The organism is Streptomyces vietnamensis (assembly GCF_000830005.1).
In the GTDB taxonomy this organism is placed as follows: domain Bacteria; phylum Actinomycetota; class Actinomycetes; order Streptomycetales; family Streptomycetaceae; genus Streptomyces; species Streptomyces vietnamensis.
Window position 1 is genome coordinate 1,806,599 of record NZ_CP010407.1, and the last position, 22,545, is coordinate 1,829,143.

The following is a 22,545-nucleotide window of genomic DNA, read 5'->3' on the forward strand; positions in this document are numbered from 1 at the left end:
CGTTTCACGGCGCGGTGATTTCATGGGCGCATGAGCGCTGAAGAGATCGTGGACGTCGTCGACGACAACGACCGGGTGATCGGTCGGGCCCCGCGCGGTGAGGTGCACGCGCGGGGCCTGACCCACCGCTGCGTCTTCATCCGGGTCCGGGACGCCGAGGGCCGGACCTTCGTCCACCGCAGGACGTCGACGAAGCTGTCGTACCCCTCCCTGTACGACATGTTCGTCGGCGGTGTCGTCGGCGCGGGCGAGTCCTACGACGAGGCCGCGCTGCGCGAGGCCGAGGAGGAGCTCGGGGTCTCCGGACTGCCCCGGCCCGAGCCGGTCCTGACGTTCCTGTTCGACTCCGGGAACGGGGACGGGAAGTGGTGGTCGGCGGTCTACGAGGTCCGCTGCGACCTGCCGGTCGACCCGCAGGTGGAGGAGGTCGCCTGGCACGCCTTCCTGACGGACGGGGAGCTGGAGGAACGCCTCGGCACCTGGGAGTGGGTGCCGGACGGCCTCGCGGCGTACGAGCTGCTGCAGGGCCGGGGCGGGCACACGGCGGGCTGACCGTCCGGCGCGGGAGTCCGAGGCCCGGCGGTCCGATCATCCGACCGTTAGGGTGCACGGGTGAGCGATTTCGTGCAGAGCCTGCGGCTGTGGTTCGCACCGCGGCGGATCCGGGACGAGGGCGACACCCCCGACTACCGCTTCTCCCTCGCCAACGAGCGGACCTTCCTGGCCTGGATCCGGACCGCGCTCGCCCTCGTCGGCGGCGGCTTCGCCGTCGACCAGTTCCTGCCGGACCTCCGCTGGGGCGTGCGCGTCGGGCTCGCGCTCGCGCTGCTCGCCGCCGGTGTGCTGTGCGCCCTGCGGGCGGTGAACCACTGGGTGCGCTGCGAGCGCGCGATGCGGCGCGGCGAGGACCTGCCCGTGTCCCGGTTCCCCGCCGTGCTCAGCCTCGCGGTGGCCGCGGTGGCGCTCGCGATGGTGGTGCTCGTCGTCTTCGGCTGGGCCGGGCGGTGAGTACGGCCGGCGAGACCCGGGATCCCGGGCTCCAGCCGGAGCGGACCCGGCTCGCGTGGCGGCGTACGACCCTGTCGTGCACGGTCGTCGCGGTGCTCGCCGTGAAGCTGACCGTCAGCGACGAGGTCACGGCGCGGGAGCTGACCGGGCTCGCGCTGTCGTCCCTGGTGTGGATCGCCTTCCTGGCCGTGGCCCACCGCCGGATCCGTTCCCTGGACGCGGCCCGGCCGGTCCCGCTCTCCCACCGGGGCGCGCTGCTCGCGGCGGTGTGCACCATCGCGCTCGCCGTCATCGGGGCGGCCGTGATCTGGTAGGTCCGCCGGGCGCGCACCCGAATGGCCTACCCGCTGGTCGGACCGCATACTGACGGCGTACAGCAGGCGGCAGGGCCGCGTCGGCCGAGCCCGGGCTGTGCCCGTGGTCATGCGGCCGCCGCCGTCGACGGCTCAGCAGGGACGACCGCCATGACCTCCACACGTCCGTCCGCCCTCGCCGGAGCGTTCCAGGGCGACCTCATCGGGCCCGACCATCCCGAGTACGACACCTTCCGCCGGTGCTTCAACCGCGACCACGACCAGCATCCGGCCCTGGTCGCGCGCTGCACCGGCCCCGAGGACGTGCGTGCGGCGCTCCACCACGCACGGGAGAACGTCCTCGGGGTCTCGGTGCGCGGCGGCGGGCACTCCGCCCCCGGATACTCCTCCTGCGACGGCGGGCTGGTCATCGACACCAGCCCGATGAAGCGCGTCGAGATCGACACCGACGCGCGGACCGGCCGCTTCGGGGCGGGTCTCACCTGGGGAGAACTGGACGCCGCCACCCAGGAGTTCGGCCTGGCCGTGACCGGCGGGCGGGTGTCGGACACCGGGGTCGCGGGCCTGACGCTCGGCAGCGGCTCCGGCTGGCTGGAGCGGATGTACGGGCCGACGGCCGCGAGTCTGCTCTCCGCCGAGGTCGTGACCGCCGACGGCCGGATCCTGCGTGCCGACGCCGAACACGAAGCCGACCTCTTCTGGGGGCTGCGGGGCGGCGGCGGCAACTTCGGCGTGGTGACCGAGTTCGAGTTCCGGCTGCATCCGGTCGGCCCCCTGCTGTACGCCGGGCTGCTGCTGCACCCGCGCTCCGCGGCCGGGGCCCTCACCCGCTTCTACCGCGACTTCATGGAGCAGGCGCCCGACGAGGTCACCGGCGCGCTCGCCCTGATCAGCGCGCCGCCCGCGGAGTTCGTGCCCGAGCAGGTGCGGGGCGAGCCCGCCTGCGGCGTGATCGTCGTGTACGTGGGTGACGTGGCGGAGGGCGAGAAGGCGCTGTCGCCGCTCGTCGAGTGGGGTGACCCGTGGGTGCGGATGGTCGGACCCATGCCGTACACCGCCGTGCAGACCATGCTCGACGCCGGCACCCCGGTGGGCGTCAGCGAGTACTTCAAGGTCGACTACCTGCCCGAGCTGCCGGACGAGGCGATCGACACGGCGCTCGCCCAGGCGGAGGGGATCACCGCTCCGCTGACCCAGCTGATCTTCTGCCCGATGGGCGGCGCGTCCCGGCTGGACGCCGACCACATGGCCCTCTCCATCCCGCCGACGAAGTGGGTGTACTTCTGCCTGGCCATCTGGTGGGGCAGCGACGGACGGGAGCGGCACATCGACTGGACCCGCTCCTTCCACGCGGCGATGCGGCCCTGGGCGACGGGGACGTCGGTGCCCAACTTCATCGGCGGCGACGAGGGGACGGCACGCCTGCGGAACTCGTACGGCCCCGAGAAGTACGCCCGTCTCGTCGCCCTCAAGGACCGGTACGACCCCGACAACGTCTTCGCCCTCAACCAGAACGTCCCGCCGAGCGGCTGACGCACCCTCGTCAGGGGACGGTGACCACGACCTTGCCGTTCAGGCCGCCCGCCGCGTTGGCGCGCTGGGCCTCGGCCGCCTGCTCCAGCGGGAACGACCTGGCCACCCGTACGGTGAGGACGCCCGCGTCGGCCAGGTCGGCGAGGGCCGCGAGGTCAGCGGCGTCGGGGCGGGTCCAGAAGTAGGTGCCGCCGAGGGCGAGGACCTCGCCGTCGGCGATCGAGGCCAGCCGGCCCTGCGGGGCGAGGAGCGGGGCGGAGAGCTTCAGGAACGGGCCCCCGATGGTGTCGAGGACGGCGTCCACGCCCTGCGGGGCGAGGGCGCGGACCTGGTCGGCGAAGGTCTCCTCGTCGTAGCGGACGGGCTCCGCGCCGAGCTCCGCGACCCGCTCAAGGCCCGCTTCCCTGGCCGCGCCGATGACCCGGCAGCCGAGGTGGCGGGCGATCTGCACGGCCATCGAGCCGACCCCGCCGGCGGCCGCGTGGACGAGGACGGTGTCCCCGGGCCGTACCGCGAGGGGCCGGTGGAGCGCCTGGTACGCGGTGAGGCCGGCGAGCGGGAGGGCCGCGGCCTCCTCGAAGTCGAAGGTGCGGGGCTTGCGGGCGAGGGTGCGGACGGGGGCCGCGACGTACTCGGCGAAGGTGCCCCGGGAGAGGAAGTCCTCGCGCACGTACCCCATCACCTCGTCGCCCACGGCGAACTCGGGGACGCAGAGGCCGAGCCGGACGACGACGCCGGAGACGTCCCAGCCGGGGACGACCGGGAAGACCGTGTCCATCAGACCGTCGAGGTACCCGGCCTGGCACTTCCAGTCGACCGGGTTGACGGCGGCCGCCCGCACCTCGATCAGGACCGCGTCCGGTCCGATCTTGGGCTCGGGCAGCTCGCCGTACTCCAGGACCTCGGGACCGCCGTACCGGCTGTAGCTGATCGCCTTCATACCTTCGACCCTCGGTGCGTACGGACCGGCCCGCAAGCCGGGATCAGCCTTCGAGGGCAGCCGGCGGCGGGAGCATGGCGCGCGGGTCGCGGCCCGAGGTCCAGAGGCCGATGAGGAAGGCCGTCGTCGCCTCCAGGAGGTCCGCGTGGGCCAGCGGGCCTGCGACGAAGGGGGCGCAGCCCAGGTCGGCGGCGAGGGCGGCGACGAGGGCGAGGGCCTCCTCGTCGTCCCCGCAGAGGGGGACGGCGACCGGTCCGTCCGCGAAGACGGGCGGGGTACGGCTCCACACCGTCGGCGTGACGTGGTTGAAGGCCTTCACCACCCGGGCGCCCGTGGCGGCGGCGAGCGTGCGGGCGGCGCCGGGGCCCTCGCCGGTGGTGAGGACCGGGCCCGGGCCGACCGCGTTGGTGCAGTCGATCAGGATCCGCCCGGGGTCCACCGTCCCGAGGGCCGGCAGGACCGCGTCGTACGGCAGGGCCAGGAGCGTCGCCCCGCCGAAGCGGGCGGCCTCGGCGAGGGTGCCCGGCCGGGCCCCCGTGCCCGCGGCGAGCGCGGCGGTCCGTTCCGCGTCCCGGCCGCCGACGAGCACCTCGTGGCCCGCCCTGACCCAGCCTCCGCCGAGCGCCCGTGCCATCGCTCCCGTACCCATGATTCCCACCCGCATGGGGCGTCCTCCCTCACGTACCGTTGTGCGTGCTGTCGTGAACGACCGTAGGCAGGGGGCGACTTACCGAATGGTTACCGACAGGGATCCCGGCTGGCACCCCGACAGGGACTCCGACCGGCGCCCCGGCCGGGACCCCGACCGGCTCCTCGCGGACTGCCGGGCGCGGCTCGGTTTCGACCTGCTCGCGAACACCTGGAACGGGGTCGTCCTGTACGCGCTCGCGGACGGGCCGCGCAGGCCCGGCGAGCTGCGGACGGCGATCGGCGGGATCAGCGCGAAGGTCCTGACGGAGACCCTGCGGCGGCTTGAGGGGTACGCGCTGGTGGAGCGGCGGGCGTACGAGGAGACCCCGCCCCGGGTCGAGTACGCGCTGACCGCGCTCGGACGTTCGCTGCTCGGGCCGATCGAGGCGCTGGGCCGGTGGTCGGCGGAGTACGGGGACGCGTTCGTGGCGGCGCAGGGGTGGGACGAGGGGTAGGTCGCCCCGACCTCTCCGCAGGCGCCTGTCCGACTTCCCCGGAGCCGTTCGTTCCGACTTCCCCGGGGCCGGGGCCGACTGGCACTCTTCCCCTGTCCAGTCGGGCTCTCATCCGGGGGAATCCCTTTGTCTGCCACCGATCCCTATGTGGTCACGCTCGCTCCGCACGTGCACGCCTTCGTCCAGCCCGACGGCGGCTGGTGCCTGAACAACGCCGGGTTCATCGGCGACGCGGACGAGTCGCTGCTCGTCGACACCGCCGCCACCGAGCGGCGGGCGCGGCTGCTGCGCGAGGCGGTGCTCGCCGAGGGGCTGCCGCTGCCCCGGACCATCGTCTCCACCCATCACCACGGCGACCACACCTACGGCAACGGCGTGTTCCAGCCGGAGGCGCGGATCGTGGGCCACGAGAACTGCCGCGCCGAGCAGCTCGCCGCCGGACACCAGCTCCATCTGCTGTGGCCGCAGACCGACTTCGGGCGCGTCGACATCCTGCCGCCCTCCGTCACGTACAGCGAGCGGCTCACCCTGTACGTCGGCGGGATCGAGGTCCGGGTGCTCCACCCGGGCGCCGCGCACACCACGGGCGACTCCATCGTCCACCTCCCGGAGCAGGGCGTCGTCTTCACCGGCGACCTGGTCTTCCACGGCGGGACGCCGTTCCTGCCGATGGGCTCGCTCGCCGGTTCGCTGCGCGCGCTCGATCTGCTGCGGTCCCTCGACGCGCCGACGGTGGTGCCGGGGCACGGGCGGGTGACCGACCCCACGGCGTACGACACCACGGAGCGGTACCTGCTGTGGGTGCGGGAGCTGGCCGCCGAGGGGTACGCGAAGGGCGCCACCCCGCTGGAGACGGCCCGGGAGGCGGACCTCGGCGAGTTCGCCGCGTGGCGGGAGAGCGAGCGGCTGGTGGCGAACCTGCACCGGGCGTACGCGGAGCTGGAGGGGCTGCCGGAGGGGTCGCCGCTGGATCCTGTGGCGGTGTTCGGGGACATGGCGGCGATGAACGGCGGGGTGCCGGTGGCTTGCCACGCGTAGCGGTCCGTTGCGGCCGGCCGCCCCCGTACGGGCGTGGAGTTACCAGTGGTTCGGGGTCCAGTTCGGGTGGGTCGTCCGTATCGCCGCCGCGTCGTCGCGGTCCCGGTACCTGCCGTCGTCCTCCAGCCAGCGCCGGTGCAGGACCGCCAGTGCCTCGCGGTCGAGCTCGACCCCCAGCCCCGGCGCGTCGGAGACCCCGAGGCGGCCTTCGCGGAAGACGGGGCGCGGGGTGACGACGTCCTCCGTCTGCCACGGGTAGTGGGTGTCGCAGGCGTGCCGGAGGCCCGGCAGGGTGGCGGCGACCTGGGTCATGGCGGCGAGGCTGATGCCCAGGTGGGTGTTGGAGTGCATGGAGAGTCCGACGCCGTACGTCCGGCAGAGCGCGGCCAGTTCGCGGGTGCGGTGGAGGCCGCCCCAGTAGTGGTGGTCGCAGAGGACGATCCGTACCGCGTGCTCCGCGAAGGCCTCCGGGATCTCCTCGAAGGTGGTCACGCACATGTTGGTGGCCAGCGGGACGTCCGTGCGGGCCGCGATCTCGGCCATGGCGGCGATGCCGATCGCCGGGTCCTCCAGGTACTCCAGGACGTCCCCGAGTTCGCGGGCGACGGCGAGCGAGGTCTCCACGGACCAGGCGCCGTTGGGGTCGAGGCGGAGCGGGCGGCCGGGGAACTCCCGCGCGAGCGCCCGGACGGCCGCGATCTCCTGGTCCGGGGCGAACACCCCGCCCTTGAGCTTGAAGGAGCGGAAGCCGTACTCCCGGTCGAAGCGGCGGGCCTGGGCGACGATGCCGGCCGGGTCGAGGGCGGCGCCCCACGCGTCGGTGCCGGCCCACTTGTAGAAGAGGTAGGCGCTGTATTCGACCTCGTCGCGGACCTTGCCGCCGAGGAGGGCGTGGACGGGCAGGCCGAGGGTCCTGCCGAGTGCGTCGAGGCAGGCGGTCTCGAAGGCGGAGACGACGGAGAGGCGGAGCTTCTCGGGGGTGCGGACTCCGCGCAGGCCGCTCGCGTCGACCCCCGTGTCCGCGCCCGTGTCCGCGCCTGTGCCTGTGCCCGCGCCCGCATCCGGGCGCGGCGCCGGCTCGAAGAGAGCGTTCACGTCCGTGACCGAGCGGCCCGGAAGGGCCTCTGCCAGGGGGCGGGCGACGTCCAGGTAGACGCCGTCGCCGTACGTCTCGCCGAGGCCGCTCACCCCTCCCCTCGTGACCACTTCCACCACGAGCCGGGGCGTGTAGGGCTGATGGACGCCCTGGGTGTTGAGGAGCGGCGGGTCGGAGACGAGGATCGGGGTCAGCCGGACTTCGTCGACGGTCAGCTTCGCGTCCATATCGGACTCCATTCAGCCATACGGCCGGCCATCGGGGGGCGGGACACGCTTTCCAGGCGCCCCCCTGGACGACATACCGACTGGTCGGTCATCATGAACGCCGACCAAGCCGATCCGGAGGTACGCACGTATGAGCTCCGCCCCGCCGCCAGGACTCGACCCCGAGCAGCTGCGCCGATTCCTCGACCGCGAGCGGCCCGGCCTCGTGTCCGGCCCCCTCGAAGCCCGGCTGATCGAAGGTGGCCGGTCGAACCTGACGTACGTCGTGAGCGACGGCACCGGCCGCTGGGTGGTCCGCCGGCCCCCGCTCGGCCACGTCCTCGCCACCGCCCACGACATGCGGCGCGAGCACCGGGTGATCAGCGCCCTGGCCGGGACCGACGTGCCCGTTCCCGGGACCGTGCTGCTCTGCGAGGACGAGTCCGTGCTCGGCGCGCCGTTCTACGTCATGGAGTTCGTCGACGGGACGCCGTACCGCTCGGCCCGTCAGCTCGCCCCGCTCGGCCCCGAGCGCACCCGCGCGGCCGTCCTCGGCCTGGTCGACACGCTCGTCGACCTGCACGCCGTCGACCCGGAGGCCGTGGGGCTCGGCGACTTCGGGCGCCCCGAGGGCTTCCTCGACCGGCAGCTGCGCCGCTGGGGCAAGCAGCTCGACGCCTCGCGCGGCCGCGAGCTGCCCGGGATCGACGAACTGCACGCCGCCCTCGGGCGCGCGCTGCCGTCGTCCGGGACGCCGACCGTGATCCACGGCGACTACCGGCTCGACAACGTCCTCGTCGGCGAGGACGACCGGATCCGGGCCGTCCTCGACTGGGAGATGTCGACCCTCGGCGACCCGCTCACCGACCTCGGCCTCCTCGTCATGTACAGCACGCCGCTGGACCTGCCGGACTCCCCCGTCTCCACGACCGCCACGGCCCCCGGGCATCCGAGCCCCGCCGAGCTGGTCGAGCGCTACGCGGCCCGCTCGGGCCGCGACACCTCCGGACTCGCCTGGTACACGGCCTTCGCCTGGTTCAAGCTCGCCGTGATCCTGGAGGGCATCCACTACCGCTGGACCCTCGGGCAGACGGTCGGCGCCGGTTTCGACCGCATCGGCGAACTCGTCCCCGTCTTCATCGAACACGGCCTGACCACCCTTCAGGAGGGCTGACCCATCATGGACTTCGCCTACGACGCCCGTACGGTCGAGCTGCGCGAGAAGCTCCTCGCCTTCATGGACGAGCACGTCTACCCGGCCGAGGCCGTCGCCGAGGAGCAGCGCGCCCGGCTCGCCTCGCCGTGGGACACCCCGCCGGTCGTGGAGGAGCTCAAGGCCGAGGCCAAGCGGCAGGGGCTCTGGAACCTCTTCCTTCCCGATGCCGAGTACGGGGCCGGGCTGACCAACCTCCAGTACGCGCCGCTCGCCGAGATCACCGGCCGCAGCCCGCAGCTGGCCCCGACCGCCCTCAACTGCGCCGCCCCGGACACCGGGAACATGGAGCTGCTCGCCCAGTTCGGCGACGAGGCGCAGAAGAAGCAGTGGCTGGAGCCGCTCCTCGCCGGTGAGATCCGTTCGGCCTTCGCGATGACCGAGCCCGAGGTCGCCTCCTCCGACGCGACGAACATCGAGACCCGGATCCGGCGGGACGGCGACGAATACGTCGTCGACGGCCGCAAGTGGTACATCTCCGGGGCGATGAACCCCGGCTGCAAGATCTTCATCGTCATGGGCAAGACCGACCCCGACGGGACCGACCTCCGCCGTCAGCAGTCGATGATCCTCGTGCCGCGCGACACCCCCGGCGTCGAGGTCCGGCGCGCGATGCAGGTGTACGGGTACGAGGACCACTACCACGGCGGCCACGCCGAGGTGATCTTCGACGGGGTCCGGGTCCCGGCCGCGAACATCGTCGGCGAGGAGGGCGGCGGCTTCGCCATCGCGCAGGCCCGGCTCGGCCCCGGCCGCATCCACCACTGCATGCGGCTCATCGGCATGGCGGAGCGGGCGGTCGAGCTGATGTGCCGGCGCGCGGTCTCCCGTACCGCCTTCGGCAAGACGCTCGCGCAGCAGGGCGTCGTGCAGAACTGGATCGCCGACGCCCGGGTCACCATCGAGCAGCTGCGGCTCCTCGTCCTCAAGACGGCCTGGCTCATGGACACCGTCGGCAACCGGGGCGCGCACACCGAGATCCAGGCCATCAAGATCGCGACCCCGCGCGCGGTCGTCGACATCATCGACAAGGCCGTGCAGGCGCACGGGGCGGGCGGTGTCTCGCAGGACTTCCCGCTGGCCGAGCTGTGGGCGGCGGCGCGGACGCTGAAGCTGGCGGACGGTCCGGACGAGGTGCACCAGCGGTCGCTGGCGCGCCGGGAGCTGAAGAAGTACCTGTAGGCGCCGACTTACGGGCGCAGGGCCCGCAGCAGGAGGTCGGCGAGGTGGTCGGCCACCTGCTGCGGGGTCAGCGGGCCGTCCGGGCGGTACCAGGTCGACAGGTGGTGCACGGAGCCGAAGTGGTAGTCGACGACGAGGTCGGCGGGCGTGGCGGAGGAGAAGACGCCCGCCCGCTGGCCCTCCTCGATCAGGGCCCGGAAGCGCTCGTGGTAGCGGCGGCGCTCGGACCGCACCTGCTTGTGCTTCTCGGGGCTCAGGTGGTGCATGGAGCGGAAGAAGATGGAGGCGTCGTCGAGGTTCTCGATGGTGGTGACGACGACGTCGGCCGCGGCGTCGCGCAGCCGGTCCTCGACGGGCGCGTCGGCGTCCGCGAAGGCGTCGAGCCGTTCCTGCTGGAGGCGCAGGACGCGGGAGTAGACCTCCTGGAGGAGGTCCTCCTTGGAGCCGAAGTAGTGGTAGAGGGCACCCTTGGTGACCCCGGCGGCCTCGACGATCTCCTGGACGGAGGTGCGGTCGTAGCCCCGCTCGGCGAAGAGCCGGGTGGCGGCGGCGAGGAGCCTCTGGGGGACGGGGGTGCCGCTCCCGTCCGTCGTCCTGGCCATGCTCCGCCGCCTTCCGTGGTGATCGTTTTCGGTCATGGGAACGCGTTCCCGCCGCTAGATCTTCCCATCCGTCGCGACTACGCCTGACGGGTGGCCGTCTCCCAGGCCTGCTGGACGTGGTTCATCGTGCCGAGCCACCGCTCGGGGTCGGTGGCGCGGTTGCGGTAGTAGCCGGCGACCTCGGGGTGGGGCAGGACGAGGAAGCGGTCGGCCCGGATGGCGTCGAGGAGGGCGTCGGCGACGTCCTCGGGCTCGATGGCGGTGGGGGCGAGGACGAGCTCGCCGGCGGATCCGGCGGCGGTGAGCATGTCCGTACGGACGCCCTGCGGGCAGATGGCGTGGACCTTCAGGCCGCGGTGGCGGTAGGTGAGGGACAGCCATTCCGCGAAGGCGTACGCGCCGTGCTTGGAGACGCTGTACGGCGCCGCGCCGATCATGGTGAGGAGTCCGGCGGCGGAGACGGTGGAGACGAAGCGGCCGCTGCCGCGCTCCAGCCATTCCGGGAGGAGGGCGCGGGCCGCGCGGACGTGGGCCATGACGTTGACGTCCCAGGCGGCGGCCCAGACGTCCTCGTCGGCGAAGGCGTCGCCGGGCGAGGAGAGTCCGGCGTTGGCGCACCAGATGTCGACGGTGCCGCCGAGGGCCTCGCGGGCCTCGTCGACGACGGCGGAGGCGTCGCCGGGGACGGGGACGGCGCCGATCTCCTCGGCGACGGCCTTGGTGCGCCCGGGGTCGAGGTCGTTGACGACGACGCGGGCGCCCTCGGCGGCGAAGCGGCGGGCGAGGGCGGCGCCGATGCCGCCGCCCGCTCCGGTGACGACGACGCCGGCGCCGTGGAGCTCGTTCGTGTCCGCGGTCATGGACCCACCTCTCGGCCGTGACGGTCAGCTTTCGGGATCGGGACAGACTAACCGGTCGGTATGGAGTGGCGGAAGACCCGTTCCGCACGCCTCGTTCCCCGGGGCGGTCAGGAGCGCTAGCGTGCGTGCCCATGTCACTCCCGTCACTCCGAGGAGGTCCTCCCCCATGAGCCTGTCGCGACGGAGTCTGCTGGCCGCCGGAGGCGCCCTGGGGGCGGTGGCGGCCACGGCCCCCGCCCCCGCATCCGCCGCCCCCGGTCACGGCCGGGTGCGGACCGGCTTCGAGCGGCTCGCGGCCGACGGGTACGCGCTCCTCGTCGGCGAGCGGGTCGGCATCGTCACCAACCCGACCGGCATCACCCCGGAGGCGCGCCACGTCGTCGACGTCATGCACGCCGACGAGCGGGTGGACCTCGTCGCCGTCTTCGGCCCCGAGCACGGCTTCCGGGGCACCGCCCAGGCGGGCGGCTCCGAGGGCCGGTACGACGATCCGGCGACCGGGCTGCCCGTCCACGACACGTACCTGAAGAGCGGGCAGCCCCTCGCGGACGTCTTCACCGCCTCCGGGGTGGACACGGTCGTCTTCGACGTCCAGGACGTCGGCGCCCGCTTCTACACGTACATCTGGACGCTGTACGACTGCATGGCGGCCGCAGCCCTCGCCGGGAAGCGGTTCGTCGTCCTGGACCGGCCGAACCCGGTGACCGGGCGGGCGGCGCTCGGGCCCGTCCTGGACCGGGCGTTCGCGACCTTCGTCGGGCGGGAGCCGATCGCGCAGGCGCACGGCATGACGGTCGCCGAGCTGGCCGGTCTTTTCAACGGCGAGTTCCTGGCCTCGCCCGTCGCCTTGGAGACCGTACGGATGACGGGGTGGCGGCGGTCGGAGTTCTTCGACGCGACCGGGCTGCCGTGGGTGCCGCCCAGCCCGAACATGCCGACGCCGGACACCGCGCTCGTCTACTCCGGCACGTGCCTCTTCGAGGGCACGAACCTCTCCGAGGGGCGCGGCACCACCCGCCCCTTCGAACTCCTCGGCGCCGAGGGCATCGACCGGCGGTGGGCGGAGGCGGCGAACGCCCTCGGCCTGCCCGGGGTCCGGTTCCGCGAGGCGTACTTCGCCCCGACCTTCTCCAAGTTCCAGGGGAAGACCATCGGCGGGGTGCAGCTGCACGTCGACGACCGGGACTCCTTCGACCCGGTACGGACCGGGATCGGGCTCCTCGTCACCGCCCGCAGCTCGTGGTCGGGCTTCGCCTGGCGGGCGGACCACTGGATCGACAAGCTGACCGGTTCGACCCGGGTGCGGACCCTGATCGACGCGGGCGCGGGCGTCGACGAGGTCGTCGGGGCGTGGGAGTCGGACCTTGCGGCCTTCCGGGCGGTGCGCGAGGAGTACCTGCTGTACCGGTGAGGGGGGCTGGCCCCCGTACGAGACGGGTGCGGGCGGGATGTCCCACCGGGCGTCCCACCGGCCACGCTTGCCCCATGAACCTCTCCTTACGACGCCGTTCACGCCGTCTGCCGCTCGTCGGGCTCCTCCTCGCCGCCTGCCTGGGCTCCCTGGCGCCCGCCGCGGGCGCCGCCACGGCTCCGCCCGCCCCCGATCCCGTACGGGAACTCGCCCGCTCCGCCCGGCCCCTGACCGATCTGCGCCCGCTCGACCGGATGATCGGCTCGGCCAAGGTCGTCGGGATCGGCGAGGCCACGCACAGCTCGGCGGAGTTCTTCGAGGCCAAGCACCAGGTCTTCGAACACCTCGTGGAGTCCAAGGGCTTCACCACCTTCGCCCTGGAGGCGCCCTGGTCCACCGGACTCCTCGTCGACGAGTGGGTCCGCACCGGCAAGGGCGACATCCGGGCGATCATGCGGGACGAGTTCCAGGAGTCGTACCGCCTCTGGAACACCGAGGAGTACCTCGACCTCTTCCTCTGGATGCGCGAACACAACCGGCTCCACCCCGGGCACCAGGTCCACTTCATGGGCAACGACCTCGGCTACGCGGGACCGAACCTCTTCGACGCCGTCACCTCGTACGTCGCCCGGGTCCATCCGGCGCTCCTCCCCCGCTTCCGGGAGCTGTACCGGGACTCGCGGCCCACGGGCGAGGTGGAGGCCTGGATGAAGGGCTACATGGAGAAGCCGCATGCCGAACGGCAGCGGATGGCCGGTGACGTGAACCGCGCCCTCGCCCTCTTGGAGCGGCAGAGCCCCGGCAAGGGCCCCGGAGCGCGGGAGGCGCACCTGTGGGCGGTGCAGCACGCGCGCGCGATCGCCCAGGTCGGCACCGAGTACGCCCACGAATTCACGACGCCGGAGGGGGTCGCCGCGGCGATGCTCTACCGCGACCGGACCATGGCCGAGAACACCGTGTGGTGGCAGCGGCGGACCGGCGACCGGATGGTGCTCTCCGCGCACAACGGGCACGTCGGCTACGAGACGTCGAACCCGGACCAGTACCCGCGGCTCCAGGGCGCCTTCCTGCGGGACGCCCTCGGCCGGGACTACGTGAGCGTGGGAGCCTCCTTCGGGCAGGGCTCCTTCAACGCGCACGACACCGGGGCCCCGGGCGAGCCGCTCCGGACCTTCACCGTCGCCCCGCTCGGCCCCGACAGCAGCTCCCACACCCTGGACCGCGTCGCGTCCGGCCCCTTCTACCTGGACCTGCGGCGTACGACTCCGGCGGCGCGCGACTGGCTTGCCGTGCCCCGGCCGACCCGGCACATCGGCACGGTGTTCCCCTGGCCGGGCGACACCGTGCCGGTGCGGCTCTCCACCGCGTACGACCTGCTGATCCACTTCCCCCGGATCTCGGCGGCACGGCTGCTGCACTGACGCCCCTTCACACGTCTGGACGCGGCCCCGCGCGGGCATCCTTGCCGAGGAGCCGCCGCCCGCGCACGGGGCGCACTCGGCGTCGCGGCCCCCTCGACGTGGAGGGACGGGTCTGGCCGTGACCGGGATGAGTGTGGAGCCGTACCGGGAGATCACCTTCGACAAGGACGGCGACGGGCCGCCGGGGCAGGCCTCGGAACTCGCCGCGCTGGCCCGGCAGGGCGTGGGCGACCTGGTGGTGTTCGCGCACGGGTGGAACAGCTCCCCGTCCGGCGCCACCCGCCTCTGCTCCGACTTCTTCGCCCCCTTCCCCGGACTGCTCGCGCCCGGGGTGGAGGCGGGGTACGCGGGGCTGATCTGGCCCTCGATGATGTTCACGGACGAGCCGGTGCCCGACTACCGGGCCCTGGTGACGGTCCTCCCGGAGAAGGAGCCGGTCATCGGGCGGCTCACGGAGCTGCTCGCCGCGGCGCCGGAGTCGGAGGCGGCGTTCGAGGAGTTCGGGGCGCTGCTGCGGGAGCTGACGGACGTGGGCGTGGAGTCCGTGGCCGTGGAGTCCGTGGCCGTGGAGTCCGCCGCCCTCGCGGAGCCGGTGCCGGAGTTCCTCGTCGCGGACCCGGTGGCGGTGTGCGCCCTGTTCACCGGGGCCCTGGAGGGCGCGGGCGGGGTTCCGGCGGAGGGCTTCTTCGGCGGAGGGCTGAAGAGGTACTGGAAGGGCGCCAAGGAGGCGCTGCGGCAGGCCACGTACTACGTGATGAAGAAGCGGGCCGGGCAGGTCGGCGAGCACGGGCTCGGGCCGCTGCTCGTCGAGGTCGCGCGGGCCGCCCCCGGGCTCCGCGTCCACCTCGTGGGCCACAGCATGGGCGCCCGGCTCGTCGCGTACGCGTTGCGGGGGCTGCCCGCCGGGGTCCGGCCGGTCGCCTCCGTGACGCTCCTTCAGGGCGCCTTCTCGCACTACGCGTTCGCGGCGCGGCTGCCGCACGACCCCGGGCGGTCCGGTTCGCTGCGGGACCTCCAGCGCCGGGTCCGGGGGCCGGTGGTGGCCTGCTACTCGCGGCACGACACGGCGCTCGGGATCATGTACCCGCTGGCGTCCCGGCTCGCGAACGACTCCGAGTCGCTGGCCGGCGCCACGGCCGGGCTGCTCGGCGCGGACGACCCGCGCTGGGGCGCGATCGGGCACGACGGCGTGCAGGCGGTGCCGGGAACGGTGGAGCGGAGCATCGCGGAGGTCCTGCGCGAGGGGGTGCCGGACTCCGGGTGCGTGAGCGTGGACGCGGCCGAGGTGGTCCGCTCGCACAGCGACATCTGCCGTCCCGAGCTGGCCGGGGTGGTGATCTCGGCGGCCCGGGCGGGCCGGTAGAACCCACCGGACGCGCTGGTTCCGGTGGGTGACGGGCACCTCTCCCACCCCGTTGATGGCTCCCATCGGAATTTCGATGGAACACGGCGGGGCTCCCGTTCGTCCCTCTGATAGCGCGGAAGGACCAGCGGCGGAGGTGGCGAGGGATGGCCGGTTTCCGGAGTCTCGCGAGACAGGTGCGCGATCCGGGGTGCGACACGGCACTGCGCAGGTACTCCCTGCGCAAGTGTCTGGAGAGGTTCGCGCCCTACGGGCACCGCGCGACCTGGGACCATCTGTGCCGCCGACACAGATTCGGGCCCGAGGACCGGGAGCTCGACCCGGAGCGCCTCGTGGCGGCGCTCGACGAACTGGAGGAGGCGCGGGCCGTGTGGCTCGCGTACGAGGAGCGGTTCGCCGCCCGGCGGCGGCGCGAGAAGAGCGAGGGACTGCGCGGGCTCGGCGCGCTCGACGACTGGCACCGGCGCGTCTGGGGCGGCAACGGCGTGGTCCGCTGCGGCGACCCGGCGGTGCACCCCTCGGACCCGCTGCCGGAGGTGCTGCGGCGGCTGATCGGCGCCCTGGAGCGGGGGCCGGGCGAGGCGTGCCCCGTGTGCGCGGGGCCGCGGATCGAATGGGCCGGCGAGCCGTGGCTCGGCCCGGTGTGCGGGGACTGCGGGGTGGGCGTCCCGCGGGCGGTACTGACGTCGGGGGCGCTGGCCCGGGCACGCGGGGAGCGCCACCGGTCACTGGCCTCGGCGGCGTAACGCACCGCCCCGTTGCGGGCCCGCGGCCTCGTCGCCCCCGTTGTGGGCAATCGTTCCGCCGGGGCGGAACGGGTGGGCACAACGGACCCGCGCCCTGCCGGCGCCAGAGGCTTCCGCGCCCAAACCCGCACCACGTCGTGCGGCGCGGTCATGGTGCGGGCCCAGGCGCAGGGGGCGGGGGCGCGGCCAGGCGCGCCGTCCCGTGTGCCCACCCGTCCCGCCCCAGCGGGACGATTGCCCACACGGCAGCGGGGCACCGCCCAACCGGGTGCGGGCCCCGCACGGGGGGGGGTGGGCTGGGCGGTCAGTCCGTGGGGGTCGGGCGGCGGACCGGGAGGAGGCGGGAGCCCGCCATCTGTTCGCCGAAGCGGTCGTCCGGGTTGGACAGGACGCAGGTCTCCAGGGAGAGACAGCCACAGCCGATGCAGTCCGTCAGATGGTCCCGGAGCCGCCCGAGCTGCTTGATGCGCTCGTCGAGTTCGGTGCGCCAGGCCCCGGAGAGCCGGGCCCAGTCCTCGTTCGTGGGCGTGCGTTCCTCGGGGAGCTGGGCCAGTGCCTCCCGGATGGTGGCCAGCGGGATGCCGACCCGCTGAGCGGCGCGGACGAAGGCGACCCGGCGGAGCGTGTCGCGGCCGTAGCGGCGCTGGTTGCCGCTGGTGCGGCGGCTGGTGATGAGCCCCTTCGCCTCGTAGAAGTGCAGGGCGGAGACGGCGGCCCCGCTACGGGCGGAGAGCTGGCCGACGGTGAGTTCGTGGATCTTCTCTGGAATCTGCGGCACCCGTAGAACCCTACTGGTGCGTCGACGGCGGCCGTTGACAGCGGCCCCCACACCCCACATGCTGAGCAAGCGCTTAGACAGCCGTAGGAGAAGGGACCAGCAAACATGGCCGAGCCGAGGATCTTCACCTCCGCCGAGGAGCTGCGCGCGGGGGTCGGCGAGCAGTTGGGGCACAGTGACTGGCTGGAGATCGACCAGAAGCGGATCGACCTCTTCGCGGAGGCGACCGGGGACCACCAGTGGATCCACGTGGACCCGGAGCGCGCCGCCGCCGGCCCGTTCGGCACGACGATCGCGCACGGCTATCTGACGCTGTCGCTGCTGCCGCTGTTCGTCCCGCAGGTGCTGCGGGTCGAGGGCATGAAGATGGGCCTCAACTACGGGACGGAGAAGGTGCGCTTCCCCGCCCCGGTCCCGGTGGGTTCGCGGCTGCGCGCCACCGCCGTCCTGACGAAGGTCGAGGAGGCGGGCGGCGGCGTGCAGGTGACGGCGGCGGTGACCGTGGAGCGCGAGGGCTCCGAGAAGCCGGTCTGCGTGGCCGAGTCGGTCTCCCGCTACTACTTCTGAGCGCCGACCATCCGGAGGACGAGGTCGGCGTAGAGCACGCCGATCTCGTCGGCCGTCCGGCGGCCCTGGGTGTTGAACCAGCGCGAGACGTCGATGCAGAGGGAGAGCACGGCGACCGCGGTGCCGGACACGTCGAGCACGTCGAACTCGCCCGCGGCCGCGCCCTCTTCGAGCATCCGGCGCACGGTCGCGTCGGACTCGCGGCGCAGCTCGATGATCTCGGCGCGGTGCTCGGGGCCGAGGGCGTCGAGCTCGTACTGGACGACGCGCGCGGTCGTGTGGCGCTCGGCGTGCCAGCGGACGAAGGAGCGCACGGCGTCGGCGAGGCGCTCGGCGGCGGTGCCCTCGCCGTCGGCCGCGGCCCGGAGGATCTCCAGGGCCTTGTCGTGGCCGATGCGGCTGATCCGGTGGAGCAGCTCTTCCTTGGTCTTGTAATGGATGTAGAGCGCGGCGGGGCTCATCCCGGCGCGGCCCGCGATGTCCCGGGTGGTGGTGGCGTGGTAGCCGCGCTCGGCGAACGCCTCGACGGCGGCCACGAGCAGCCGCCGGGCCGCCTCGGGCGTGACCTCGCCCCAGGCCACGTCCTCGACCCCGGGCGTCTCCTCCGCCGCGCTCATCCCACACTCCTTCTCGGTCCCCGTCAGGACGAACACCATACAACGAGGGTGAGCAAGCGCTTAGAGCTTCTGGAAGGGGTCGTGCTCCGCCAGGAGCTTCTCCAGGCGGGCCTGGTCGACCCGGCTGACGATCTGGCCGGCCTCCTGGCGGTCGCGGACGACCTTGGCGAGGGTGAAGGCCGAGGTCGTGAGGTAGAGGACCGAGATGGCGAGGAAGGCCCGCACCCAGGCGCTGGCGTCGAGCTGGAAGATGCCGATGCCCACGGCCGCGATCGCGATCCCGAAGGAGATGACGGCCTGCATGTAGTAGGCCGCGGTGTTCTGCTGCTTGACCGGTGTGTCGCTCATGGAGCCAAGGATCGGACGGATGTGGCGGGCGCCACATCCGTCCGCGTACTCAGCGAGGTACTCAGAAGGCCGAGACCCCCGTCAGCGCCCGGCCGATGATGAGCTTCTGGATCTGGCTGGTGCCCTCGTACAGGGTCATGACGCGGGCGTCGCGCACCAGCTTCCCCACCGGGTACTCGTCGATGTAGCCGTAGCCGCCGAAGACCTGGAGGGCGTTGTTCGCGGCGCGGACGGCGGCCTCGGAGGCGTACAGCTTCGCCTTGGAGGCGGCGGTGGCGAAGTCCTGGCCCCGGTCGACGAGGTCGGCGACCCGCCAGGTGAGCAGCCGGGCGGCGTCCACGTCGACGGCGATGTCGCTGAGCAGCTCCTGGACCAGCTGGTACGAGGCGATGGGCTTTCCGAACTGCTCGCGCTCCCCCGCGTACCGCACGGCGGCGTCGAGGGCGGCCTGGGCGATGCCGACGCAGCCGGCGGCGACCGACATGCGGCCCTTGGCGAGGGCGGACATGGCGACGGCGAAGCCCTTGCCCTCGGGGCCGAGCATGGCGTCCGCCGGGACGCGGACGTCCTCCAGGACCAGTTCGGCGGTGGCCTGGCCGCGCAGGCCGAGCTTGCCGTGGACGGGGCGACGGGTGAGGCCGGGGGTGTCGGTGGGGACGAGGAAGGCGGAGACGCCCTTGTGGCCGGGGGTGTCGTTCGTACGGGCGAAGAGCAGGACGACGTCGGCCCAGGTGCCGTTGGTGATGAACATCTTGCTGCCGTTGACGACGTACGCGTCGCCGTCCCGCACGGCGCGGGTGGCGAGGTTCCCTGCGTCGGAGCCGGTGCCGGGCTCGGTGAGGCCGAAGCAGCCGAGGGCCTCGCCGGACGTGAGCCGGGGCAGCCATGCCCGCTTCTGCTCCTCGCTGCCCCAGGAGGCGACGGTCTTGGCGACCAGGCCGAGGGAGACGGAGACGATGCCGCGCACGGAGGAGTCGCCGCGTCCCAGCTCCTCGGTGACGAGGCAGTACGCGAGGTGGTCGCCGCCCGAACCGCCGTACTCCTCCGGGATCGTGAGCCCGAGGAAGCCGACGGCGCCGAGCTTCTTCACGATGCCCCGGTCGACCTCCTCGGCACGGTCCCACGCGGCGGCGTGCGGGGTGACCTCACGTGCGACGAAGTCCTCGGCGAGCCGCCGTACGGCCTCCTGCTCCTCGCTCAGTTCCAGATTCATGCGGTGCCACCCCACTCGGCCATTAATTACCACTGCTAGTTTTTCTTCTGCGGGCCTACTATGTGCGCCATGGCCCGACCGCGCAAGCCCCTGCTCAGCCGAGACCGCATCGTCGAGACGGCGGGCGCGCTCGTGGACGCGGAGGGCCTCGCCGCGCTCTCCACCCGGCGGCTCGCCGCCGAACTCGGGGTGAGCGGGCCCTCGCTCTACAACCACTTCCGCACGAAGGACGAGATCCTCGACGCGGTCGCGGACGCGGTGAGCGCGAAGATCGACCTGTCGATGTTCGCGGAGGGCGACGGCCGGGACTGGCGGACGGCGCTGCACGACTGGGCGGTCTCCTACCGCGCCGCCCTCGCCGACCACCCGCACATCGTCCCCGTCCTCGCCCAGGGGCCCGGCCGCCGCCCGGCGGGCCTGAAGGTCGCCGACGCCGTCTTCGGCGCGATGGTCCGGGCCGGCTGGCCCCCGGCGCAGGCCACCTCCATCGGCGCGCTGATGCGGTACTTCATCACCGGCTCCGCCCTCGGCTCCTTCGCGCGCGGCTTCGTCGACGACGAGACGGCGTACGACCCGGCCGACTACCCCCACCTGGGCCAGGCCCACCTCCTCGCGGAGCACCGCCAGAAGGTCGACGAGGGCGCCTTCGAGACGGGCCTGCGGGCGCTGCTCGACGGCCTGCGACTCCAGTACGAGGCGATGCCGGCCGCCGCCCGGCGGACCTGAGCCCCGCACGAGGCGGCCACCGCGCCCGCCGGAGGCCGCCGCGCCCGCACGAGGCCGCCGCACCCCCGGACGGCACCCCCGGACGGCGCACCCCCGGACGGCGCGCCCCTGGACGGCGCACCCCTGGGCAGCGCCTCCGTGCCCGCGTACGACGCTTCGGCCGCCGCCGAAGCGTGTGTGCGGCAGGCTTGCCCCATGACTGCCAGTGATCTCGCCGCGCTCGCGGCGCTCTTCGCGGACGAGAGCCGCGCCGCGTTCCTGCTCGCCCTGCTCGACGGGCGGGCCTGGACCGCCGGGGAGCTCGCCCGGCACGCCGGGGTGGCGCCGTCCACCGCCAGCGAGCACCTCGGGAAGCTGGTCGCGGGCGGGGTGCTCGCCGAGGAACGGCAGGGCAGACACCGGTACGTACGCCTCGCCGATCCCGGGATCGCGCACCTCGTCGAGGACCTGGCCGCCCGGTCCGAGCCCGAGGTGCCCGCGCCGCCGCGCTCGCTGCGGGCCGCGAGCGCCGGGGCGGCGATGGCACGCGGCCGGACCTGCTACGACCACCTCGCGGGACGGCTCGGCATCGCGATCGCCGACGCGATGACCGAGCGGGGGCTGCTGCGCCAGGACACCGGGTTCGCGCTCACGGACCGGGGCCTGGCCTGGTTCGACGAGCAGGGCATCGCGCTCGCACGGAAGGGGCGGCGGCCCGTCGCACGCGGCTGCCTCGACTGGACCGAACGCCGCCCGCACCTCGCGGGCCTCGCGGGCGCCGCACTGTGCCGGCACGCGCTCGACGCCAGATGGTGCGTGCGGATCGGGTCGGAGCGGGCGGTGAAGGTGACGGCGGAGGGCGAGACGGCCCTGCGGACGGGCCTGGGCATCCCGGCGGCGGCGCTGCGCTGAGCGGGCGCGGGCCCGCAGCGGGCACAGACCGGCAGGCGAGGCGGGCGCACGGCCCCGGCAAGCGGCAAGCAACGCGCGACCAAGCGGGCATGGCCCCCGGCAGGCCGCGGCCCCGGCGAGCGAAGCAAGGCGGGCGTGCCCCGGCAGGCGTGGCCGGCCCGCGCCCGCCCGCCCCCGGCACCCCTGCCGCCTCTGCCGCCCCCGGCACCCCAGCCGCACCCGGCGCCCCAGCCCCCTGCCGCCTCCGGCGCCCCGGCGCCCCGCGGCTCGCGGCCCGCGGCCCGCGGCCCCGGCGATATTGCGGTGAGCACCGAAGCATTCCGGCCCTACCTTCAGGGCATGCAGAAGCAATCCTCCCGGCTCGCGCTCGTCGCCGCCGGTGTCACCGTCGTCCTCTGGGCCTCCGCCTTCGTCTCCATCCGCAGTGCCGGGGCGGCCTACTCCCCCGGTGCGCTCGCGCTCGGCCGGCTGCTCGCCGGGTCGCTGGTCCTCGGGGCCGTGCTGCTGGTCCGGCGGGAGGGGCTGCCGCCGCGGGCCGCCTGGCCGGGGATCCTGGTCTCGGGGCTGCTCTGGTTCGGGGTGTACATGGTGGTCCTGAACTGGGGCGAGCAGGAGGTCGACGCGGGCACGGCGGCGATGGTGGTGAACATCGGGCCGATACTCATCGCCCTGCTCGGCGCGCGGTTCCTCAAGGAGTCGCTGCCGCCGCGGCTGCTCGCGGGCATGGCGGTCTCCTTCGCGGGCGCGGTGACCGTCGGCCTGTCGATGTCCGGCGGCGGCTCCGGCGGGCACGCCTCCGCGCTCGGGGTGGTCCTCTGTCTGCTCGCGGCGATGGCGTACGCGGGCGGGGTCGTGGCGCAGAAGCCGGCGCTCGCGCACGGCAGCGCGCTCCAGGTGACGACCTTCGGATGCCTGGTGGGCGCCATGGCCTGTCTGCCGTTCGCCGGGCAGCTGGTCGAGGAGGCGGGGCGGGCCCCGCTGTCGGCGACCCTGAACATGGTCTACCTGGGGGTGTTCCCGACCGCGCTCGCGTTCACGACCTGGGCCTACGCCCTGGCCCGTACGACCGCCGGACGGATGGGCGCGACGACGTACGCCGTGCCCGCCCTCGTCGTGGTCCTCGCGTGGGTGCTGCTCGGTGAACTGCCGGGCCTGCTCACGCTCGCCGGGGGCGCGCTGTGCCTCGCGGGTGTGGCCGTATCCCGCTCCCGTGCGCGGGCTTCCGTGGCCGCCGGAACGGCTGAATCCACCTGACAGGCCATACCTCCGGTTCCGGTCAGTTCGCGGGCGGCCCGTGCGGTCCGGGCGCCCGCGACCTGGGACGAAG

25 protein-coding genes are annotated in these 22,545 nt (G+C 73.6%); 16 read left to right on the top strand and 9 right to left on the bottom strand.

Annotation, left to right across the window (positions count from 1 at the left end; genetic code table 11):
- Nucleotides 1–30 precede the first annotated feature (30 nt).
- The 4 genes from SVTN_RS07890 (at nucleotide 31) to SVTN_RS07905 (ending at nucleotide 2,855) form a co-directional block, all read left to right on the top strand.
- Nucleotides 31–552, top strand: a complete 522-nt coding sequence (locus SVTN_RS07890; protein WP_041128420.1) for an NUDIX domain-containing protein — start codon at nucleotides 31–33, stop codon at nucleotides 550–552.
- Between the two features lie 60 nt (nucleotides 553–612).
- On the top strand, nucleotides 613–1,008 hold the full coding sequence (locus SVTN_RS07895; RefSeq protein ID WP_041128421.1) for a YidH family protein: 396 nt from the start codon (nucleotides 613–615) through the stop codon (nucleotides 1,006–1,008).
- Nucleotides 1,005–1,322, top strand: coding sequence for a DUF202 domain-containing protein (locus tag SVTN_RS07900; protein ID WP_041128422.1), 318 nt, complete (start codon nucleotides 1,005–1,007; stop codon nucleotides 1,320–1,322). Before SVTN_RS07895 ends, SVTN_RS07900 begins: the two co-directional genes overlap by 4 nt.
- 150 nt (nucleotides 1,323–1,472) lie before the next feature.
- Entirely contained in the window at nucleotides 1,473–2,855 is a 1,383-nt protein-coding gene (locus SVTN_RS07905; RefSeq protein WP_041128423.1) for an FAD-binding oxidoreductase, read from the top strand.
- A 10-nt stretch (nucleotides 2,856–2,865) separates the two neighbouring features.
- Here SVTN_RS07905 and SVTN_RS07910 read toward each other — a convergent pair whose 3' ends face one another.
- Nucleotides 2,866–3,795 (bottom strand): NADP-dependent oxidoreductase, encoded by a 930-nt coding sequence (locus SVTN_RS07910; protein WP_041128424.1) that lies wholly within the window; start codon nucleotides 3,793–3,795, stop codon nucleotides 2,866–2,868.
- Nucleotides 3,796–3,838: 43 nt separating this feature from the next.
- Nucleotides 3,839–4,459: an NADPH-dependent F420 reductase gene (locus SVTN_RS07915; RefSeq protein WP_041128425.1), complete on the bottom strand. Its 621-nt coding sequence runs from the start codon at nucleotides 4,457–4,459 to the stop codon at nucleotides 3,839–3,841.
- A gap of 70 nt (nucleotides 4,460–4,529) precedes the next feature.
- Between SVTN_RS07915 and SVTN_RS07920 the strand changes: the two genes are divergently transcribed.
- Both SVTN_RS07920 and SVTN_RS07925 read left to right on the top strand, forming a co-directional pair.
- Entirely contained in the window at nucleotides 4,530–4,940 is a 411-nt protein-coding gene (locus tag SVTN_RS07920) for a winged helix-turn-helix transcriptional regulator (protein WP_078908250.1), read from the top strand.
- A 126-nt stretch (nucleotides 4,941–5,066) separates the two neighbouring features.
- Nucleotides 5,067–5,978 (top strand): MBL fold metallo-hydrolase, encoded by a 912-nt coding sequence (locus SVTN_RS07925; protein ID WP_041128426.1) that lies wholly within the window; start codon nucleotides 5,067–5,069, stop codon nucleotides 5,976–5,978.
- Between the two features lie 39 nt (nucleotides 5,979–6,017).
- Here SVTN_RS07925 and SVTN_RS07930 read toward each other — a convergent pair whose 3' ends face one another.
- The gene (locus SVTN_RS07930; protein WP_041128427.1) at nucleotides 6,018–7,301 is read right to left on the bottom strand and encodes an enolase C-terminal domain-like protein; all 1,284 of its coding nucleotides are present in this window, start codon (nucleotides 7,299–7,301) and stop codon (nucleotides 6,018–6,020) included.
- Nucleotides 7,302–7,431: 130 nt separating this feature from the next.
- Between SVTN_RS07930 and SVTN_RS07935 the strand changes: the two genes are divergently transcribed.
- Both SVTN_RS07935 and SVTN_RS07940 read left to right on the top strand, forming a co-directional pair.
- Nucleotides 7,432–8,454: a phosphotransferase gene (locus tag SVTN_RS07935; RefSeq protein ID WP_041128428.1), complete on the top strand. Its 1,023-nt coding sequence runs from the start codon at nucleotides 7,432–7,434 to the stop codon at nucleotides 8,452–8,454.
- 6 nt (nucleotides 8,455–8,460) lie between these two features.
- On the top strand, nucleotides 8,461–9,675 hold the full coding sequence (locus SVTN_RS07940) for an acyl-CoA dehydrogenase family protein (protein WP_041128429.1): 1,215 nt from the start codon (nucleotides 8,461–8,463) through the stop codon (nucleotides 9,673–9,675).
- An 8-nt stretch (nucleotides 9,676–9,683) separates the two neighbouring features.
- Here SVTN_RS07940 and SVTN_RS07945 read toward each other — a convergent pair whose 3' ends face one another.
- Entirely contained in the window at nucleotides 9,684–10,277 is a 594-nt protein-coding gene (locus SVTN_RS07945) for a TetR/AcrR family transcriptional regulator (protein WP_041128430.1), read from the bottom strand.
- Between the two features lie 77 nt (nucleotides 10,278–10,354).
- The gene (locus SVTN_RS07950) at nucleotides 10,355–11,137 is read right to left on the bottom strand and encodes an SDR family oxidoreductase (protein ID WP_041128431.1); all 783 of its coding nucleotides are present in this window, start codon (nucleotides 11,135–11,137) and stop codon (nucleotides 10,355–10,357) included.
- Between the two features lie 166 nt (nucleotides 11,138–11,303).
- Between SVTN_RS07950 and SVTN_RS07955 the strand changes: the two genes are divergently transcribed.
- The 4 genes from SVTN_RS07955 to SVTN_RS07970 all read left to right on the top strand — a co-directional run bounded on the left by SVTN_RS07955 (nucleotide 11,304) and on the right by SVTN_RS07970 (nucleotide 16,078).
- On the top strand, nucleotides 11,304–12,548 hold the full coding sequence (locus SVTN_RS07955) for an exo-beta-N-acetylmuramidase NamZ family protein (RefSeq protein ID WP_041128432.1): 1,245 nt from the start codon (nucleotides 11,304–11,306) through the stop codon (nucleotides 12,546–12,548).
- A 74-nt stretch (nucleotides 12,549–12,622) separates the two neighbouring features.
- On the top strand, nucleotides 12,623–13,969 hold the full coding sequence (locus SVTN_RS07960) for an erythromycin esterase family protein (protein WP_041128433.1): 1,347 nt from the start codon (nucleotides 12,623–12,625) through the stop codon (nucleotides 13,967–13,969).
- Nucleotides 13,970–14,096: 127 nt separating this feature from the next.
- On the top strand, nucleotides 14,097–15,332 hold the full coding sequence (locus SVTN_RS07965; protein WP_063782245.1) for a lipase family protein: 1,236 nt from the start codon (nucleotides 14,097–14,099) through the stop codon (nucleotides 15,330–15,332).
- A gap of 146 nt (nucleotides 15,333–15,478) precedes the next feature.
- Nucleotides 15,479–16,078, top strand: a complete 600-nt coding sequence (locus SVTN_RS07970) for a hypothetical protein (protein WP_041128434.1) — start codon at nucleotides 15,479–15,481, stop codon at nucleotides 16,076–16,078.
- A gap of 304 nt (nucleotides 16,079–16,382) precedes the next feature.
- On the opposite strand, the gene soxR is transcribed toward SVTN_RS07970, so the two are convergent.
- A complete protein-coding gene (gene soxR / locus SVTN_RS07975) occupies nucleotides 16,383–16,856 on the bottom strand; it encodes a redox-sensitive transcriptional activator SoxR (protein ID WP_041128435.1) in 474 nt (157 codons plus the stop codon).
- Nucleotides 16,857–16,961: 105 nt separating this feature from the next.
- Here soxR and SVTN_RS07980 point away from each other — a divergent pair, with 105 nt between their 5' ends.
- Complete coding sequence (locus SVTN_RS07980; RefSeq protein ID WP_041128436.1) at nucleotides 16,962–17,423, top strand: MaoC family dehydratase; 462 nt, start codon at nucleotides 16,962–16,964, stop codon at nucleotides 17,421–17,423.
- Here SVTN_RS07980 and SVTN_RS07985 read toward each other — a convergent pair.
- From SVTN_RS07985 to SVTN_RS07995, 3 genes are all read right to left on the bottom strand, one after another.
- Complete coding sequence (locus SVTN_RS07985) at nucleotides 17,414–18,040, bottom strand: TetR/AcrR family transcriptional regulator (RefSeq protein ID WP_041128437.1); 627 nt, start codon at nucleotides 18,038–18,040, stop codon at nucleotides 17,414–17,416. The genes SVTN_RS07980 and SVTN_RS07985 overlap by 10 nt on opposite strands.
- Before the next feature lie 60 nt (nucleotides 18,041–18,100).
- Nucleotides 18,101–18,388, bottom strand: a complete 288-nt coding sequence (locus SVTN_RS07990; protein WP_030691197.1) for a YiaA/YiaB family inner membrane protein — start codon at nucleotides 18,386–18,388, stop codon at nucleotides 18,101–18,103.
- 61 nt (nucleotides 18,389–18,449) lie between these two features.
- The gene (locus SVTN_RS07995) at nucleotides 18,450–19,601 is read right to left on the bottom strand and encodes an acyl-CoA dehydrogenase family protein (RefSeq protein ID WP_041133685.1); all 1,152 of its coding nucleotides are present in this window, start codon (nucleotides 19,599–19,601) and stop codon (nucleotides 18,450–18,452) included.
- Between the two features lie 69 nt (nucleotides 19,602–19,670).
- Between SVTN_RS07995 and SVTN_RS08000 the strand changes: the two genes are divergently transcribed.
- The 3 genes from SVTN_RS08000 to SVTN_RS08010 all read left to right on the top strand — a co-directional run bounded on the left by SVTN_RS08000 (nucleotide 19,671) and on the right by SVTN_RS08010 (nucleotide 22,472).
- Nucleotides 19,671–20,327 (top strand): TetR/AcrR family transcriptional regulator, encoded by a 657-nt coding sequence (locus SVTN_RS08000; protein WP_041128438.1) that lies wholly within the window; start codon nucleotides 19,671–19,673, stop codon nucleotides 20,325–20,327.
- A 195-nt stretch (nucleotides 20,328–20,522) separates the two neighbouring features.
- Nucleotides 20,523–21,218 (top strand): ArsR/SmtB family transcription factor, encoded by a 696-nt coding sequence (locus SVTN_RS08005; protein ID WP_041128439.1) that lies wholly within the window; start codon nucleotides 20,523–20,525, stop codon nucleotides 21,216–21,218.
- 339 nt (nucleotides 21,219–21,557) lie between these two features.
- Nucleotides 21,558–22,472, top strand: a complete 915-nt coding sequence (locus SVTN_RS08010; protein ID WP_041128440.1) for a DMT family transporter — start codon at nucleotides 21,558–21,560, stop codon at nucleotides 22,470–22,472.
- Nucleotides 22,473–22,545 lie beyond the last annotated feature (73 nt).